We start from the raw sequence: 17,562 nt of genomic DNA, 5'->3' as shown, positions 1-17,562 counted from the left end.
CGGCTCAATGACATGAACAGAGTGATATGTCACCATTGCGATTACCCACAATCAGTGTGTATTTGTGATCTATTATGTTCTGTTCACAGTGCACAAAAGATTATTATTTTACAGCATCCGAGTGAAGTAAATCATGCTAAAAATAGCGCTAAATTGATTCGGCTTTGTGTACCTAACAGCGAAATTTGGGTGGGCGAAAATCCAAAAGACTTCAGCCTCCTAATTAGTTGGATAAACGCACAGCAAGAATCAGCCTGCCTAGTGTACCCAAATGATAACAGCAAACCTTTAGAAACAACGATAAGCCGAGAGCGTTGTGCTCCACCAGCGCTCATATTGCTCGACGCCACATGGCGAAAAGCCTATAAGCTATGGATGAATAACCCGTGGCTACATACTCTGCCTGCTTGGCATTTTATACATCCCCCAAAAAGCCAATATAGGATACGTAAAACATCGGTAACAGGCGGTTTATCAACCTTAGAGGCACTTGCCTACACACTACATTTTACCCAAGGTATTGATACTACTCCGTTATTGTCCACTTTTACCCAGATGCAGGAGCGTGTTTTTGCCCGCCAACTAGCAAGTCAGCAAGTTAAAAGCCAAGGATAGGCAGAAATACGCAAAAATATCGCATGGTCACCGTCAATTTATGTTGGAATGTAGCAAAAAGGTAAAAACACTAACCGTGCAGACGCATTATCGGGCATAATTTACAGTAGTCGTAGATTGGCGACATTAAAAGGTGTCTGCTAACACATGTAGTCATCACAGTTAAGTGGGTCAGAGGTTAGCCTCAAGATCCCTTTAGTATGTTGGTACCATTTTGAAATCAGCTATATATTACATTTTATTGTTGTCCCTGTTCAGTTTCGGTCTTAAGGCTCAAGACACCTTAATAGCGCATTTCTCTGCATCTGAAATTAGTCAAAGAGACATTAGTCAACAGTTAGTTTATTTCAGTATTGGCCGAGCGGAAATACCACATTACCGAGAACCATTGGAAGAGTGGCTTGGTACTTTCGAGCAACATAATCCCAATGACCCATTCAAAAACAGGTATGTCACTGCGTTCGAAATTTATAACGATACTCAAAATGAGCAATGGTTTATTTACCCTAGCGGTTCAGTTATCGAAACGGTTCAAGTCTCACTTTACTCTCAGCATACCCCAGTTGAAAGCTCAGTATCAGGCTTAAACCATACCAACAGTTACCCTTTACATTACGGCAGTAAACTCAATATTCGAGCAGGAGAAACCGCCACTTTACTCATGGTGTTTGATAGTGATTTCTTTTTTGCTCCTATCAAAATCGTGCTTAAAACCGAAGAGCGTATGCTTGCATCTGTAGCGAGTCACAATGTTATCCTTTTTATCTGCTTTGGAATTTATTTAGCACTAGGTTTATATAATCTATTTATATACATAGTGATGCGCGACACCCAATATTTGTTTTACGCACTTTCAACGCTTTTTTACGCCAGTGCATGGGCCGCTATTTTTGGCGTATTTGAGTATCTAAACTTATTCAGTGCGAAAGATTGGTTAATGCCCGGATTCTTACTCGGGTGCGCTTTTTCCGCCTTTTTCCAAATAGAGTTTTTCAGGCTAAACCTTACAGCAAAACGAACCATGCTATTTCTTTTGGTGCTTGGGTGCTTGTGTTTGCTCGCCTTACCTATTGCGTTTTATAACCAAGCCCTTGGCTTGATTATTGTGTCTATTTTGACCACAGCAGTGTTATTGACCGGATTATCAGTAGGTCTTGTTGCATGGAAAAAGGGTTATAAACCAGCCCGCTATTTTGTCCTCGCTTCTTTGTGCGTGATCATCCCAAATGTGGTGGGGAATTTACTGAACCTGCGAGTGTTGCCAAGTATTAATGTTGATATTTATTTACTTGGCTTTATCGGAATCGCGGCAGATACTGTCATTCTAGCCTTTGCTTTGGCAGAAAAAATGCGCTTGGTAAACTTGCGCAACAGTCAACTTAAGTCCCAGTTAAAACAAACGGTAGAGTTTCGCACCCAAGCGCTACGCGAAGCAAACCAAAAACTTGCCCAATCTAACCAAGAACTTATTGAAGCGAATTCAGCAAAAGACTATTTTCTGGCTAATATGAGCCACGAAATCCGCACACCGCTGACGTCTATCATTGGGTACGCCGACGGCATGTTACTGGGCGATATTGATAAAGCAGAGCAAGAGCGCGTGACCAGTATCATTTACCAAAATGGTGCCCATTTACTACGAATTATCAACGATATACTTGATCTAAGTAAAATCGATGCAAATAAATTAGACTTTAAATCTCAGCCTTGTCATTTATTTTCACTGCTTGGCCAAATTGAGTCGGTTGTCGGTAAACGCGCAAAAGATAAAGGTTTGGGATTTCATGTAAATTACGACTTTCCACTACCAGAAAAAATCATCACTGACGCGACCAGACTTAAGCAAATCCTGTTCAATCTGACCAATAACGCCCTTAAGTTTACCCACAGTGGTCATATATGCTTAGATGTGAAAGCAGTCGGCCAAACCTTGACTATCAAAGTAGTAGATACCGGCGAAGGGATAAGCCAAAGCGATATGCAGAAGCTATTTAATCCCTTCACTCAAGCCGATAGTGTGATTAACCGTCAAGTGGGTGGAACTGGGTTAGGTTTAAGTATTGCAAAACGCCTGGCGCAAGGTCTAGGGGGTGACATACAAGCCACGAGCCAACCTCGCAAGGGCAGTACTTTTACTATCACAATAAAGCTTGATACCCCTACGGATGTTGCTTGGTTAAACACCGCTCAAGAAATCGACTTGTCCAGCATTCACCAGATAACGCAAGAATCTCATGTGCCTAAATTTGGTGCGTGTAAGGTGCTACTGGCAGACGACCATCCAAATAACCGAGAGCTTGTTGCTTTGCTACTAAAGCGCATGAATATTACCGTAACCGAGGTTGCCGACGGCCACCAAGCGATAGACGCTATACGGGCTAGTCAGTTCGATTTATTGCTATTGGATATTCACATGCCAAGGCTAAACGGTGTAGATACCCTTAAAAATATTCGAAAATCAGGTAACAAAACTCCGGCTATTGCCTTAACAGCCAACACCATGCAACACGAAATAGATTACTACCTTCGCATCGGCTTTACCGACCACTTAGCCAAACCTATTGAACGGGATGTATTTATTCGTAAAGTACGGCAATACCTTAACCTATCTGTCAAACAAGTATCGGTTGCTGATGACAAGATGCTGCCGTTGATTCAAGGTTATATAGTCGATTTACGAGAAGAGTTGGCTAATATTGAACAAGCATGGAACGTAAGAGATTTACCCGCAATCGCCACATCTATTCACCGTATTAAAGGTGCCGCAGGGTCATTCGGGTTAGCCAATGTGGGCAAGGCCTTTAGCCGACTTGAACAAGCAGCATTGAACGACGATGAAGCCGGTCTAGAGGATTCAATTGCTCACGTTCTACGCTTTGCACACATGTGTATAGATTTACCAGACGTAGATGTAGCGCAAGCCATCGTAAACGCTCAATACGAGTTAGACGAGTATCTCAACCAACTGCCCCAAACTATTTTGCATTGTGAGAGCGCGATTGACAGATTAAGCCAATGCGCGCAAAAGGGCGATCATATGGCAACCGCCGACGCCCTAAACCAAGCAAAACAACTATTCGACAACAATGCATTGACGAGAGCAAGTAACTTACTTAGTGAACTAGCGCCCCTAAGCGCGCATACACAGCAAAACGCCGATACTTTCATCAATGTATTGGCATCAGTTAGAAATACGCTACAGAGTCTTTCAGAGGCGCTAAAATACAATCATATAAAGCGATAGTAATCGTTATCGCTTTTCTTGAACGTGCAGATACAAAAAACCCGGCTTATAGCCGGGTTTCACATGAAACATTTCTATTCCAATTATTTGCGTAGCTTTTGAATCAATCGTAGCTGCGCGATGGTTTCGGCAAGCTCTGCAGCTGCTTCTGCATACTCGAAATCAGAGCTAGGATTTGCAATATTTTCCTCAAGGCGTTTTTTCGCCTCTAGAACGGCTTGCTCATCTAAGTCGCTGGCTCGAAGCGCAGTGTCCGCAAGTACTGATATATGACCGGGCTGTACTTCGAGTACACCACCAGCAACATAGATCAATTCTTCTTCGCCGAACTGCTTAACCACATTAACCATTCCAGCTTTTATAGTAGTCAGCAAAGGAGCATGACCGTACTGAACACCAAGTTCACCTTCACTGCCAGTGACTTGAATACTCTGTACTAATCCAGAAAAAATACTGTCTTCTGCGCTTACTACATCCAGTTGAATTGTCATTGCCATGTACCCTCCTATCAAAAAAAGTTAAACGTATCCGAAGACACGCTTACATTTTTTTGGCTTTCTCAGATGCTTCTTCGATTGAACCAACCATGTAGAAAGCTTGTTCAGGAAGGTCGTCAAACTCGCCTTCAAGAATACCTTTAAAGCCACTGATGGTATCTTTCAAAGATACGTATTTACCAGGTGAACCGGTGAATACTTCAGCAACAAAGAAAGGCTGTGACAAGAAGCGCTGGATTTTACGAGCACGTGATACAGACAATTTATCTTCTTCTGATAATTCGTCCATGCCCAAAATAGCGATGATGTCTTTAAGCTCTTTATAACGTTGAAGAACTGATTGAACGCCACGTGCAGTTTCATAGTGCTCTTGACCAATAACTAGTGGGTCAAGTTGACGTGAAGTTGAATCAAGTGGGTCAACCGCTGGGTAGATACCAAGAGAGGCGATATCACGTGACAATACAACCGTTGCATCTAAGTGAGCGAACGTTGTAGCAGGTGATGGATCCGTCAAATCATCCGCAGGTACGTATACCGCTTGGATTGACGTGATTGAACCTGTCTTAGTTGATGCGATACGCTCTTGCAGCACACCCATTTCTTCAGCCAATGTGGGCTGATAACCTACCGCAGAAGGCATACGACCTAGCAATGCAGATACTTCTGTACCAGCAAGCGTATAACGGTAGATGTTATCTACGAAGAAAAGCACGTCACGACCTTCGTCACGGAATTTCTCAGCCATGGTTAAACCAGTCAACGCCACGCGTAAACGGTTTCCAGGAGGCTCGTTCATTTGACCGTAAACCAACGATACTTTATCAAGTACGTTAGACTCGTTCATTTCATGATAGAAATCGTTACCTTCACGAGTACGCTCACCAACACCTGCGAATACAGAGTAACCACTGTGCTCGATAGCGATGTTACGGATAAGCTCCATCATGTTTACGGTTTTACCAACACCGGCACCACCGAATAGACCAACTTTACCACCCTTAGCGAACGGACATACCAAGTCGATAACCTTGATGCCTGTTTCAAGTAGTTCAATTGAACTTGATTGATCTTCATAAGTAGGCGCTTCACGGTGAATAGACATACGCTCTTCTTCACCAATAGGGCCTGCTTCGTCGATTGGGTTACCCAATACATCCATGATACGACCAAGAGTAGCCTTACCAACTGGAACCTGAATAGCTTCACCAGTATTATCTACTGCTAAACCACGGCGCAAGCCATCGGTCGTGCCCAATGCGATTGTACGCACTACGCCACCACCAAGTTGTTGCTGCACTTCTAGGGTCAAACCTTGCAAATCACCTTCGGCGATACGCAATGCGTCATATATTTTTGGAACCGAATCTTGTGGAAATTCAATATCCACAACGGCGCCAATGATTTGGACGACCTTACCTTGACTCATGTTAATTCCTCTTAAATTCTAAAACCTTTGCCTACACCGCTGCCGCGCCGCTTACAATCTCACTGATTTCCTGTGTGATTGCTGCTTGACGAGCTTTGTTGTATATCAGTTGTAAGTCATCAATTAAGTCACCTGCGTTATCTGTGGCCGCTTTCATCGCGACCATACGAGCTGCTTGCTCGGACGCAGCATTTTCTACTACGCCTTGATAAACCTGAGATTCAATGTAACGAACCAATAGCGTATCCAAAATGGGTTTTGGATCAGGTTCGTAGATGTAATCCCAGCGGTGCTTTAATGCTTTATCTTCAGATTTAGGCAAAGGTAACAATTGATCGATCAGTGGCTCTTGAGCCATGGTGTTAACAAACTTATTAAACACCAAATACAGGCGGTCGATTTTACCTTCGTTGAAGGCGTTAAGCATAATACGTACTAAACCAATCACGTCTTTCACACTTGGTGCATCACCAAGGCCTGATTCAGCAGCCAACATATTGCCGCCGAAACGATTAAAGAACGCACAAGATTTAGCACCTAAAGCTGCAAAATCAACTTCTACACCTTGTTCTTGCCATTTCTTCGCATCTTTCGTGACCTTTTTAAATTCGTTGGTGTTCAAACCACCACACAAACCACGGTCAGTTGAGATAACGATATAGCCGACACGTTTAACTTCACGGTCTTCTAAATAAGGATGGCGATATTCAAGGTTAGCGTTAGCCAGGTGACCGATCACGTTTCGAATATTCTCAGCGTATGGACGACTTGCAGTCATACGGTCTTGCGCCTTTTTCATTTTAGACGCAGCAACCATCTCCATCGCACTGGTGATTTTCTGAGTATTTTTAATACTCCCGATCTTACCTTTTATCTCTTTACCGCTAGCCATAAATCTATCTCCGATTATTCAACGAATGCACTGCCAGTAAAGGCAGTGCCATTGACTACCAAGTTTGTGTCGCTTTAAATTTCTCTAAAGCTTCAGCTAACGTGGCTTCAATTTCACCGTTGAAATTACCTGTCTCATTGATAGTTTTAATCAGCTCTGCGTATTCGCTGTTCATGTACGAGTGCAACGCAGCTTCAAAATCTAAGATCTTGTCTAGCTCAACGTCTTTCAAGTAACCTTTTTCAACAGCGAACAATGAAACAGACATATCAGCCACTGAAAGTGGTGCATATTGGTTCTGCTTCATTAATTCCATAACACGCTCACCATGCTCTAATTGAGCACGAGTCGCTTCGTCAAGGTCAGATGCAAATTGAGAGAAAGCTGCCAATTCACGGTACTGAGCAAGTGCTAGACGGATACCACCACCTAACTTCTTAACGATTTTAGTCTGGGCTGCACCACCAACACGTGATACTGAAATACCCGCGTTAACCGCAGGACGAATACCTGAGTTAAACAAGTCAGTTTCCAAGAAAATCTGACCATCGGTAATTGAGATTACGTTGGTAGGTACGAATGCTGATACGTCACCTGCTTGAGTTTCGATAATCGGTAATGCAGTCAAAGAGCCTGTTTTACCTTTTACTTCACCCTTGGTGAAATTCTCTACGTAGTTTTCGTTAACACGTGCTGCACGCTCTAGAAGACGCGAGTGCAAGTAGAAAACGTCACCAGGGTATGCTTCGCGACCCGGCGGACGACGTAGTAATAGTGAAATTTGACGATACGCAACAGCTTGCTTAGATAGGTCATCGTATACGATCAACGCATCTTCACCGCGGTCACGGAAGTATTCACCCATAGTACAACCAGAATAAGGAGCAAGGTATTGCAATGCTGCTGATTCAGAAGCTGATGCCGCAACAACAATGGTATGAGCCATTGCACCGTGCTCTTCAAGCTTACGTACTACATTAGCGATAGTTGAAGCCTTTTGGCCAACCGCTACGTAAACACATTTAACGCCAGAATCTTTCTGGTTGATGATCGCATCAATGGCCAAAGCAGTTTTACCTGTTTGACGGTCACCGATAACCAATTCACGTTGTCCACGACCTACTGGGATCATGGCATCGACTGATTTATAACCAGTTTGAATAGGCTGATCAACCGACTGACGTTCGATAACGCCAGGGGCAATTTTTTCTACAGGCTCAAAACCATCAGCGTCAATTGCACCTTTACCATCGATCGGTGCGCCAAGTGTGTTAACAACACGACCTAGCAAACCACGACCAACTGGTACTTCAAGGATACGACCTGATGAAGTTACCTTTGCGCCTTCTTGAAGGTCAGCGTAAGGGCCCATAACAACCGCACCTACAGAGTCACGCTCTAGGTTCAATGCGATAGCGTAGCGATTACCAGGAAGCTCAATCATTTCACCTTGCATTACATCTGCAAGGCCATGAATACGGATAATACCGTCAGTTACACCAACGATAGTTCCTTCGTTACGAGCTTCACTTACTACTTCAAACTGTTCAATTCGCTGTTTGATCAGTTCTGCAATTTCAGTGGAATTCAGTTGCATGCTCTTTTCCCCGTTATGCTTGTAACGCGTCTGTGAGACGGTTTAATTTACTTTTAACCGAGCCATCAATCACTGTATCACCGGCTTTAATTTTTACTCCGGCGATCAGGGTAGGGTCGACGCTACAATTCAGCTTAACTTTTCGTGCAAGACGCTTTTCAAGAGCTCCACTGATATCAGCCTGTTGTTTTTCATTAAGTTCGGTAGCAGAAATAACATCTGCTTCGATCTCTTTGTCGAATTCAGTTTTGAATTCGTTAAACAACTCTGATATTTCAGGAAGTGCTTGAAGACGTTTATTTTCAGCCAAAACCTTAATCAGGTTCTGACCATGTTGGTCAAGTTGTTCACCACAGATTTGGTTAAAAACTTCCGCAAGAGTGTCAGGCGCAACGGCCCCAGACATTAAGTTTTTGATGTCCGGATTTTTTGCTACTTCACCTGCGAAAACCAGCATTTCTTGCCAGCCTGCGATAATTTTCTGCTCAACCGCATAATCGAACGCAGCTTTTGCGTAAGGGCGAGCAATCGTTGTCAATTCAGACATAGCTCAAATTCCCCTTATAGCTCGGCGACAAGTTTTTCAACTATGTCACTTTGCGCTGCAGCATCAATTTGACGCTCAAGAATTCGCTCAGCACCGGCAACAGCTAACGCTGCGACTTGCTTACGCAAATCTTCTTTTGCACGGTTACGCTCAGCTTCGATTTCAGCATGACCTTGAGCAATGATATTTTCACGCTCTTGGTGGGCACGTTGCGTTTCTTCATCAACAATTTGAGAACCACGCTTCTTAGCCTGCTCGATAATTCCAGCTGCTTGAGTTTTCGCCTCTTTCAACTGCTCAGTTGCTTTCGCTTGAGCTAGTTCTAGATCTTTTTCACCGCGTTCAGACGCAGCAAGACCATCAGCAATTTTCTTTTGACGTTCTTCAATAGCGCCCATGATTGGGGGCCATACAAACTTCATGCAGAACCACACGAAGAATATAAATGCTATTAGTTCGCCAAATAGAGTGGCATTGATATTCAAAACCGCTCCTCCTATATTCGTTATTGTCTAGTTAGGTGCTTAAACAGCAAACTTCGCGCTTTCAACGAACAATAAGAAAAGAGCGATAGCTACACCGATCATTGCGATTGCATCGATAAGACCAGCAACAATGAACATTTTAACTTGTAGTTGAGGCGCTAGCTCAGGTTGACGAGCAGCAGACTCAAGAAATTTACCACCTAGAAGACCGAAACCGATCGCTGGGCCCAATGCACATAGTCCTATCAAAATACCAACCGCGATATAAAGATTTCCTAAGATTTCCATAGATTTTCACCTTTGTGTTTAAGTTAATGTTAAAAAAATAAAACGTTGTAAAACTAGTGTTCTTCACTCGCTAGGCTTAAGTACACGATGGTCAACATCATGAAAATAAACGCCTGTAACGGAATAACTAACAAGTGAAATGCAGCCCACAAGAAGTGAATTGGCAATTGCCATACCCCTATGGTCCCTGCAATAAGAATAAAGATAAGCTCGCCGGCATATAAGTTACCGAACAAACGTAGTGATAAAGACAACGGCTTAGCAAGCAATGAAACAAGTTCTAATAAGAAGTTGAACCAGTACAACCAAGGCGTATTAAAAGGATGAGCGTAAAGCTCTTTCATGAAACCGCCGAAACCTTTAATTTTTACCGAATAAAAGATCATCAACGCGAACACGCCAAGCGACAATGCAAAGGTCATGTTGACATCAGTGGTAGGTACGACTTTCATGTAAGTATGTGACTGACCCGCAGCGATAACATCCATAGACTCACCTGCGATTAACGCAGCTGCAGTAGGAAGGAAATCAACTGGGATTAAATCCATCAAGTTCATCAGTAAAACCCAAACGAAGATGGTTAATGCTAAAGGAGCAATTAACGCACTCTTACCGTGATAGGTACTTTTTACCGTGTCATCAACAAATTCAACGATAAGTTCTACGCACGCTTGCCATTTGCCAGGCACGCCCGCACTTGCTTTTTTCGCAACCGCGCGAAAGCTCAATATAAATACTAATCCGAGTACCACAGACCACGCTAATGTATCGACGTGAAAGGTCCAGAAACCTTCGCCGACCGCTGCATTGGTCAAATGGTGCTGAATATAACCACTAATGGTTTGTTCGCCAGCAGATCCTGCCATTTTGCCACCCAAGTATGTAAAGTTAAAAAATCTGTATTGGACTCGTTACTGTTTAACGCGACCTAAAAAAATTATTACTGGCCATTGACTGACTAATGTCACAACGTAACTCAACATCAAGGGTAAAGGTTGTAGTCCTTTCCATTGATATGCCACGATAAACAATACGATTGTGGCGAAGAATTTGAGTTTTGAGCCTTTATTAAATTGCTGAACAACCAGTTTGTTCTTACTCGCACCGGCATATTTAAATGCAAAGTAGGCAAAAATGACGTTTGGGAGTAAGCATATTACTCCACCAAACAGGGATGATATTGCCGAGTTTTGTCCATAAATTACCGCAAAAAATACACTTAGGGCGATGATAATAGTCATTTGGCAATAAAAAATATTTTTCGCCAACGCTCGACCCGGTGCGGTTAAACTCGCTATCAACTTATTCCTCTACTTGCTGATACCTTCAAAAGCGCCGAAAGTATACTTATCTGCGACGAATTTACAACTGAAAAGGGTATTTCGACTGTCTATTTGTAACATTACTTTATGTGCAACAAAATTCCGTCTAATTGATCTAAACTAGAAAAGTTAATAACAAGCTTACCCTTACCTTTTGCATTGTGTGCGATCTGCACGGGAGCACCTAGGTTTTGTGATAATTCATCTTGTAAACGCACCACATCTGGATCAAGCTTTTTTTCTTCTTTAGGCGTGGCAGGTTCGAGGAATTTACGTACTAAATTCTCGGTGTCTCTAACGGTTAATCCCTTACCTGACACTATATGAGCAGCTTCTAACTGAGCATCTCCTTCTAAGCCAAGTAATGCTCTGGCGTGTCCCATTTCTATATCACCGTGTTCTAATAAGAGTTTAACGTCGTCGTGCAAATTATTGAGACGCATTAAATTGGTCACAGTGGTACGTGATTTTCCTACGGCCGTAGCTACTTCTTGATGGGTTAATTCAAACTCGCTCATCAGACGCTCTAACGCCTGAGCTTCTTCCATAGCGTTAAGATCTTCACGCTGAATGTTTTCAATCAATGCGATAGCGACCGCAGCCTCATCGGGTACATCTTTAACCAAACAAGGGACGGTTTCTAAACCCGCTAACTGAGAAGCACGCCAACGACGTTCACCGGCAATAATCTCAAATTCATTATTCCCTACTGTGCGCACGATAATTGGCTGAATAACGCCTTGAGAGCGAATCGAAGATGCCAGTTCTTCTAGCGCGTCAGGAGACATATCTTTACGGGGTTGGTATTTTCCTGGTTTGAGGAATTCGACTGCTAATTGCTGTAGTTCACTGTCGTTTTGCTCAGGCTGGTTACCCTGTGCATTCCGCGACGCTTGACTTGTAGCCAATAATGCATCTAAACCTCTTCCTAACCCACGTTTCTTCGCTGACATGTATTTCTCTATTCGACCCGTATTAATTTAAGTTAACTAACTTTAGCAACGCTTTCTTTTTTACTGCGACGTAATATCTCACCTGCAAGGGCTAAATACGCCTTTGACCCAGTTGATGAACGATCATAGTACATAGCCGGAGTACCAAAACTTGGCGCTTCAGCCAAGCGTACGTTGCGCGGAATAACAGTACGATATACTTGTTCGCCAAAATGTCGCTTTAACTGTTCAGATACATCATTGGCAAGGCGATTACGCGGATCGTACATGGTGCGCAATACCCCTTCAATTGTTAATTCAGGATTGACTACCGACGCAAGCTTTTTGATGGTATCCATCAACGCGGTCAAGCCTTCTAAGGCGTAATACTCACATTGCATAGGAACAAGGACTGAATCTGCTGCGGCCATTGCGTTCACAGTTAACTGGTTTAACGAAGGAGGGCAGTCGATAAAGATAAAGTCATAATAATTGCGTACAGGAGCCAATGCGTTGCGCAATCTTACCTCACGGGCGAAAACTTCCATTAGCTTAATTTCGGCTGCTGTTACGTCGGTATTTGCAGCAATTAAATCATATTTCCCAGAAGTATCTTTGATCACCACTTCTTGAATGGGCTTTTCTTCAATCAACAATTCATAACAGGTATTGGGGTCGTCGTATTTATCAACACCGCTACCCATGGTGGCGTTACCTTGGGGATCTAAGTCGATCAACAAGACTTTACGCTTCGTTGCTGCCATAGAAGCAGCCACATTTACCGCAGTAGTAGTTTTACCGACGCCACCTTTTTGATTGGCAATGGCAATGACTTTTCCCAAAATAGTATTCCGTAGTTATTTAACGCTAATCCGTTTCATTCAACTAACTAGCGTAGAAAAAAATTATCTGCAGAAGATAATGCTTTTAAGGCTAAAAAGAAATGTTCATTTATGACTTAACAATCTTTATTAGATGCCTCTCACCCTCTAATTCAGGAACATGTAACGCCATAATATCAGTTACAGTAAAGCCCTCAGACAATTCGTCGATTTCTTGTTGAGGTAATTGCCCTTTTAATGCGATGAATGTTCCTTTGCTATCAATGAGATGTTGGCACCAAGATAACATGTCATTTAATGAGGCAAATGCGCGACTGAGTACGCCGTTGAGTTGATGAGTACTAGTAAATTCTTCCACTCTAGATTGCACAGGCTGAATATTGTCAAGTTTAAGTTCATACGCGACTTGTTTCATAAACCTGACGCGCTTACCTAGGCTATCAAGCAAAGTGAAGTGTGTTTGCGGCAACATGATCGCAAGGGGTATCCCCGGTAGACCAGGTCCAGTCCCCACATCGATATAGTGGCTTTGCTGTAAATGGGGCGCTACGACAATGGAATCCATTATATGTTTTATCAACATAGACTCAGGATCCCTTACCGAAGTTAAGTTATACGCTTTGTTCCATTTATGAATTAATTGCACGAACCCGACTAATTTACTGATTTGCTCCTCAGAAACCTGTAAATCTGTCTGGCTTATGTATTGTTCCAATTTTAACTTTAACGTGTGGAAATTGTCTGTCATTAGGCTGATTTTCGCTCTGATTTTCTAAGCAACCCATGCTTTTTCAAATATACAAGCAGCAAAGAAATAGCAGCTGGTGTAATACCCGATATACGAGAGGCAAGGCCTAAGGTTTCAGGCTTAGCATCAGTCAATTTAGCAACCACTTCATTCGACAGACCAGAGATCTGGCTGTAGTCAAAGTCAACAGGGATCAACGTATTCTCATTCTTACGGGATTTCGCGATCTCTTCTTGCTGACGCTCAATATATCCAGCGTATTTGATCTGTATTTCTACCTGTTCTGCCGCTTTTGGATCTTCGATCCCTGGTCCAAAGTCCGTTACTTTCATCAAGGTTTCATAGGTCATTTCGGGACGACGAATCAAATCCTCTAAGGTATTTTCTTTACTCAACGCATTTTTTAATAGGGGGTTTAACACCTCCGCAGCTACATGTTTTGGATGCACCCAAGTATCACGTAATCGTTGACGTTCAAGTTCGATCGCTTCTAGCTTGCGGTTAAAGGCTTGCCAGCGAGCTTCGTCGACTAAACCTAGCTCATGTCCCTTGGTGGTTAATCTGATATCCGCGTTATCTTCACGTAGCAACAAACGGTATTCAGCGCGGCTGGTAAACATACGATAAGGTTCTTTTGTACCCATGGTGGCGAGATCGTCGATCAGTACGCCCATGTAGGCTTCATCACGACGCAAGATCAAAGGATCCTTGCCTTGGCATTGCAGTGAGGCATTCGCACCTGCAACTAACCCTTGGGCGCCTGCTTCTTCGTAGCCAGTAGTACCATTGATTTGGCCAGCAAAGAATAATCCTTTAATAAATTTTGTTTCTAGGGTTTGCTTTAGATCTCGTGGATCAAAGAAATCATATTCGATCGCATAACCAGGACGAATAATATGTGCATTTTCAAACCCTTTGATCGAACGAACTAACTCATATTGAACGTCAAACGGCAGACTTGTTGATATGCCATTTGGGTAAACTTCAATGCTGTTCAAGCCTTCTGGTTCAACAAATATTTGGTGTGAATCTTTATCTGCAAAACGATTAATCTTGTCTTCTATCGATGGGCAATAACGTGGGCCAATCCCTTCAATAACCCCTGTGTACATAGGGGAACGATCCAGCCCGCCACGAATGATATCGTGCGTTTTACTGTTAGTATGAGTGATATAACACGCTATTTGCCTTGGGTGATCTTCATTTTTCCCCATAAATGAAAATACCGGAGTAGGGCTGTCACCCAATTGCTCTTGCATCACGCTGTAGTCGAGCGTTCTTGCATCTAAGCGGGCCGGCGTCCCTGTTTTTAAACGTGATACACGAAATGGTAAAGCGCGTAAGCGATCGGCTAAAGCAATGGAAGGAGGATCGCCAGCACGGCCCCCTTTATAGTTTTCCATACCGATATGTATGGTGCCGCCTAAAAACGTGCCTACGGTAATTACAACGCTTCTAGCGTGAAATTTAAGGCCCATTTGTGTTACTACACCTGTGACTTGATCATTTTCAACAATAAGGTCATCGCAAGACTGTTGGAAAATAGTCAGATTATCTTGATGTTCAACAATGTCGCGTATGGCAGATCGATATAAGGATCTATCCGCTTGAGCACGGGTAGCACGAACAGCAGGGCCTTTGCTTGAATTAAGCGTTCTAAATTGGATCCCGGCTTTATCGATGGCCGTAGCCATGCTGCCACCTAAAGCATCGATTTCTTTAACCAAATGGCCTTTGCCGATCCCACCAATTGCTGGATTACATGACATCTGACCCAAGGTTTCAATGTTGTGCGTCAATAGCAGCGTGTTTGAACCCATGCGCGCAGCTGCTAGCGCGGCTTCAGTGCCTGCATGACCACCACCTACAACGATGACATCAAATTGTTGTTGATAAAACATTTCATACCTCTTCAATCATGTATATCCCAAAAAAGGGGCGCGTATTCTATATGTTATTTTACTGAATTAAAATGCTTAAAATTCAGTCAGAAGATCGAACCGATCTTGCTTAATCTTTATATGATCTATTTAGATCTTTACTTAATGTTATTACTATTAGTGATCGTAAGATCTGTGCGTAAGCCTACTAATTATATATATATCAGTTAGTTACAAATAAACTTTTGTTGTGATCATTCATTGATCTAACGTGTATAGCTTGGGGGTAAGTAGCGATCTTATCCACAAGCAGATCTGCCGTCATTATTATCAAGTGGATATGTAATGACTATACAGCAGTTATGCAGGATCTTGTGCACAATAAAGGATAAGTTTTGATCTAGCTGTGTATAAAATGTGATCTTATTCACCAAGAGCTTCCTGCAATCATGATTATACCTGACTTTACCTAAGTGGATCTCGATCCTCGATCATCTTGTGTATAACCAGTAGATCTAGATGAAAAAATAATTTCATTTTTTTTAAATTAATTACTGAATCAGAGATTTATTGGCTTGTAAGCGATTGTAGCGTGATTATTTATTGTCAGTTAGAGGAGACATTGCTTACTTAATTGGTTGTTAAAAGATCGTGCTGGCAGATCAGTATGGCAAAGATCCTAGTTGTTTAAGATCTTCGCTGCATGCTAATACCGATTAAGAGATAGTTTAACTTACTTAACTTGATTAGGTTGGTAGCCTGTCGTTCTTTGAGTCTCTACTTGCGAGGGGATGATTTCTTTACGTCTGCTTGGCCCTTCAAAGCGCACTTTATAGGTGTCGTATTCTTTAATCGACTCAAAGCAGTAACTCCCTAGGGCTTGCTCAAGCTGCGCTAAATTATGGTTTGTTATTAAAATACAGTTCTTATTGTGTGCAAGACGTTGTCTGAGCAGATTACCTAACCAACTTTGAGCATTCTTTTTAAGAGAAGATTCATTGACACATACTTCATCGAGTATCAGCAAATCAACATCGAGTAGTTCCTGGTTAATTTCGCGAAATTTCTCACCTACATTATCAGTGGCGCTGTAATCGTACGAGAAAAATCGCATTTCTAATAAGGTTGAAAGTTGTCGATACAAGACTGTAATTTCATATTGATTAATAAGTTCGTGAGCAATAGCACCAGCAGTATGTGATTTACCACGACCATAATCGCCGTAAAATATCATCATATGTGAACCGCTTTTTCGCCATGCTGTATCTTCATGAGCTGCAATAAACGAATGGGCAATGCTGATAGCCTCTTTAACATCTTCGCTGTCTTCAATAAGGTTATCGAATGTCCATTTTGGATTCAGATCAGAACGACCGTGCAAGGTTTGAATACGACTGCGCTTTCCTTCTTTTTGTAACTGACGCACATCTCGATTAGCTAACGCTTCATGTTCTAATCTTACCGTTTTGTAGTCGGTATAAGATTTAGGAATATTTTGTTTGCCAAGTGTTTTACCGAGTTGTTCGATTCTGTCTTTCAAACTTTGCATGGTAATGTTCCGTTGATGATCATGAATTAGAGGTAGACTTTAGCTTGCCACTATACTTAGCAACAAGGTTTTTGGCATTCTCATCAGCCACGACGCCAGCTTTGGCTGTGACAACTTGATTGCCTACTTTATGAATAGCACTCATATTTTTTGCTAGGCGCTTTTGTTTGACGTTAAAAACAAATTTTTGAGTCCATTGAAATTGGGTGAACTGGGTTTCAGGTCTGCCTAACCAATAAGCGACAAAATCACCGATTTCATGGTCTGAAAACTCGCTATCGATGATCCCCACAAGTTTTGCCAAATCTCTATATAAAGCGTTGTTTGGCGTCCAGTCAGTGCTCATTTTTTGCCACTGTAAATGCAATTGGCTGTAATTGTCGGATTTTAACATTAACAAAGGTAACAGCAGAATTTTACCATTGAAGCTTTTACTTAAATCGACATCTTCAACAAAGGCAACTAACTCAACTTGAAGTAGTTCTTTTATTAACGCGTTTACCTGACGCCCAAGCGTGTACTTAGTCTCTTTTGCATTGAGCATAGCCAAAAGAGCCTTATAATTTAATGCTGGTGTTTGACCTGTTGCTTGGTCGATAGAAGGCTTTAAACCTAATAAGTAGAGCACCCGAGCATCATTACTTAGATTTTGATTGAGCGCTTTTTGTTCGGCTTCATTTAACCAGGTATTCAAA

General features: G+C 42.4%; 17 protein-coding genes. 2 read left to right on the top strand and 15 right to left on the bottom strand.

Going from position 1 to position 17,562, the window contains the following annotated elements:
- The first annotated feature begins 12 nt into the window (after positions 1–12).
- The gene (locus FX988_RS13125; protein WP_160180436.1) at positions 13–615 is read left to right on the top strand and encodes a tRNA-uridine aminocarboxypropyltransferase; all 603 of its coding nucleotides are present in this window, start codon (positions 13–15) and stop codon (positions 613–615) included.
- A gap of 214 nt (positions 616–829) precedes the next feature.
- A complete protein-coding gene (locus tag FX988_RS13120; protein ID WP_160180435.1) occupies positions 830–3,859 on the top strand; it encodes an ATP-binding protein in 3,030 nt (1,009 codons plus the stop codon).
- 83 nt (positions 3,860–3,942) lie between these two features.
- Here FX988_RS13120 and FX988_RS13115 read toward each other — a convergent pair whose 3' ends face one another.
- From FX988_RS13115 to FX988_RS13045, 15 genes are all read right to left on the bottom strand, one after another.
- Positions 3,943–4,356, bottom strand: a complete 414-nt coding sequence (locus FX988_RS13115; protein WP_160180434.1) for a F0F1 ATP synthase subunit epsilon — start codon at positions 4,354–4,356, stop codon at positions 3,943–3,945.
- Positions 4,357–4,399: 43 nt separating this feature from the next.
- Entirely contained in the window at positions 4,400–5,785 is a 1,386-nt protein-coding gene (atpD, locus tag FX988_RS13110; RefSeq protein WP_160180433.1) for a F0F1 ATP synthase subunit beta, read from the bottom strand.
- Between the two features lie 31 nt (positions 5,786–5,816).
- Positions 5,817–6,677, bottom strand: coding sequence for a F0F1 ATP synthase subunit gamma (gene atpG, locus FX988_RS13105; RefSeq protein WP_160180432.1), 861 nt, complete (start codon positions 6,675–6,677; stop codon positions 5,817–5,819).
- Between the two features lie 55 nt (positions 6,678–6,732).
- Positions 6,733–8,274: a F0F1 ATP synthase subunit alpha gene (gene atpA, locus FX988_RS13100; protein ID WP_160180431.1), complete on the bottom strand. Its 1,542-nt coding sequence runs from the start codon at positions 8,272–8,274 to the stop codon at positions 6,733–6,735.
- A gap of 13 nt (positions 8,275–8,287) precedes the next feature.
- A complete protein-coding gene (atpH, locus tag FX988_RS13095) occupies positions 8,288–8,821 on the bottom strand; it encodes a F0F1 ATP synthase subunit delta (protein WP_160180430.1) in 534 nt (177 codons plus the stop codon).
- Between the two features lie 14 nt (positions 8,822–8,835).
- Positions 8,836–9,306 (bottom strand): F0F1 ATP synthase subunit B, encoded by a 471-nt coding sequence (gene atpF / locus FX988_RS13090; RefSeq protein ID WP_160180429.1) that lies wholly within the window; start codon positions 9,304–9,306, stop codon positions 8,836–8,838.
- Positions 9,307–9,345: 39 nt separating this feature from the next.
- On the bottom strand, positions 9,346–9,594 hold the full coding sequence (gene atpE, locus FX988_RS13085) for a F0F1 ATP synthase subunit C (protein ID WP_006994918.1): 249 nt from the start codon (positions 9,592–9,594) through the stop codon (positions 9,346–9,348).
- Positions 9,595–9,647: 53 nt separating this feature from the next.
- The gene (atpB, locus tag FX988_RS13080; protein ID WP_160180428.1) at positions 9,648–10,460 is read right to left on the bottom strand and encodes a F0F1 ATP synthase subunit A; all 813 of its coding nucleotides are present in this window, start codon (positions 10,458–10,460) and stop codon (positions 9,648–9,650) included.
- 45 nt (positions 10,461–10,505) lie between these two features.
- Entirely contained in the window at positions 10,506–10,895 is a 390-nt protein-coding gene (locus tag FX988_RS13075) for an ATP synthase subunit I (RefSeq protein ID WP_007987108.1), read from the bottom strand.
- 101 nt (positions 10,896–10,996) lie between these two features.
- Positions 10,997–11,869 carry a ParB/RepB/Spo0J family partition protein gene (locus FX988_RS13070; protein WP_160180427.1) on the bottom strand — a complete coding sequence of 291 codons (873 nt, stop codon included), beginning with the start codon at positions 11,867–11,869 and terminating at the stop codon, positions 10,997–10,999.
- Positions 11,870–11,901: 32 nt separating this feature from the next.
- Complete coding sequence (locus FX988_RS13065) at positions 11,902–12,690, bottom strand: ParA family protein (protein WP_160180426.1); 789 nt, start codon at positions 12,688–12,690, stop codon at positions 11,902–11,904.
- 109 nt (positions 12,691–12,799) lie between these two features.
- The gene (rsmG, locus tag FX988_RS13060) at positions 12,800–13,438 is read right to left on the bottom strand and encodes a 16S rRNA (guanine(527)-N(7))-methyltransferase RsmG (protein ID WP_160180424.1); all 639 of its coding nucleotides are present in this window, start codon (positions 13,436–13,438) and stop codon (positions 12,800–12,802) included.
- Positions 13,438–15,339 (bottom strand): tRNA uridine-5-carboxymethylaminomethyl(34) synthesis enzyme MnmG, encoded by a 1,902-nt coding sequence (mnmG, locus tag FX988_RS13055; RefSeq protein ID WP_160180422.1) that lies wholly within the window; start codon positions 15,337–15,339, stop codon positions 13,438–13,440. The genes rsmG and mnmG overlap by 1 nt, the downstream gene beginning before the upstream one ends.
- Positions 15,340–16,051: 712 nt before the next feature.
- On the bottom strand, positions 16,052–16,867 hold the full coding sequence (locus tag FX988_RS13050; RefSeq protein ID WP_160180420.1) for an ATP-binding protein: 816 nt from the start codon (positions 16,865–16,867) through the stop codon (positions 16,052–16,054).
- 19 nt (positions 16,868–16,886) lie between these two features.
- Positions 16,887–17,561, bottom strand: a complete 675-nt coding sequence (locus tag FX988_RS13045) for a DnaT-like ssDNA-binding domain-containing protein (RefSeq protein ID WP_160180418.1) — start codon at positions 17,559–17,561, stop codon at positions 16,887–16,889.
- Between the last annotated feature and the right edge of the window lies 1 nt (position 17,562).

The sequence above is a fragment of the Paraglaciecola mesophila genome (assembly GCF_009906955.1).
GTDB classification, from domain to species: domain Bacteria; phylum Pseudomonadota; class Gammaproteobacteria; order Enterobacterales; family Alteromonadaceae; genus Paraglaciecola; species Paraglaciecola mesophila_A.
This window is presented reverse-complemented; position numbering and strand designations above follow the sequence as displayed.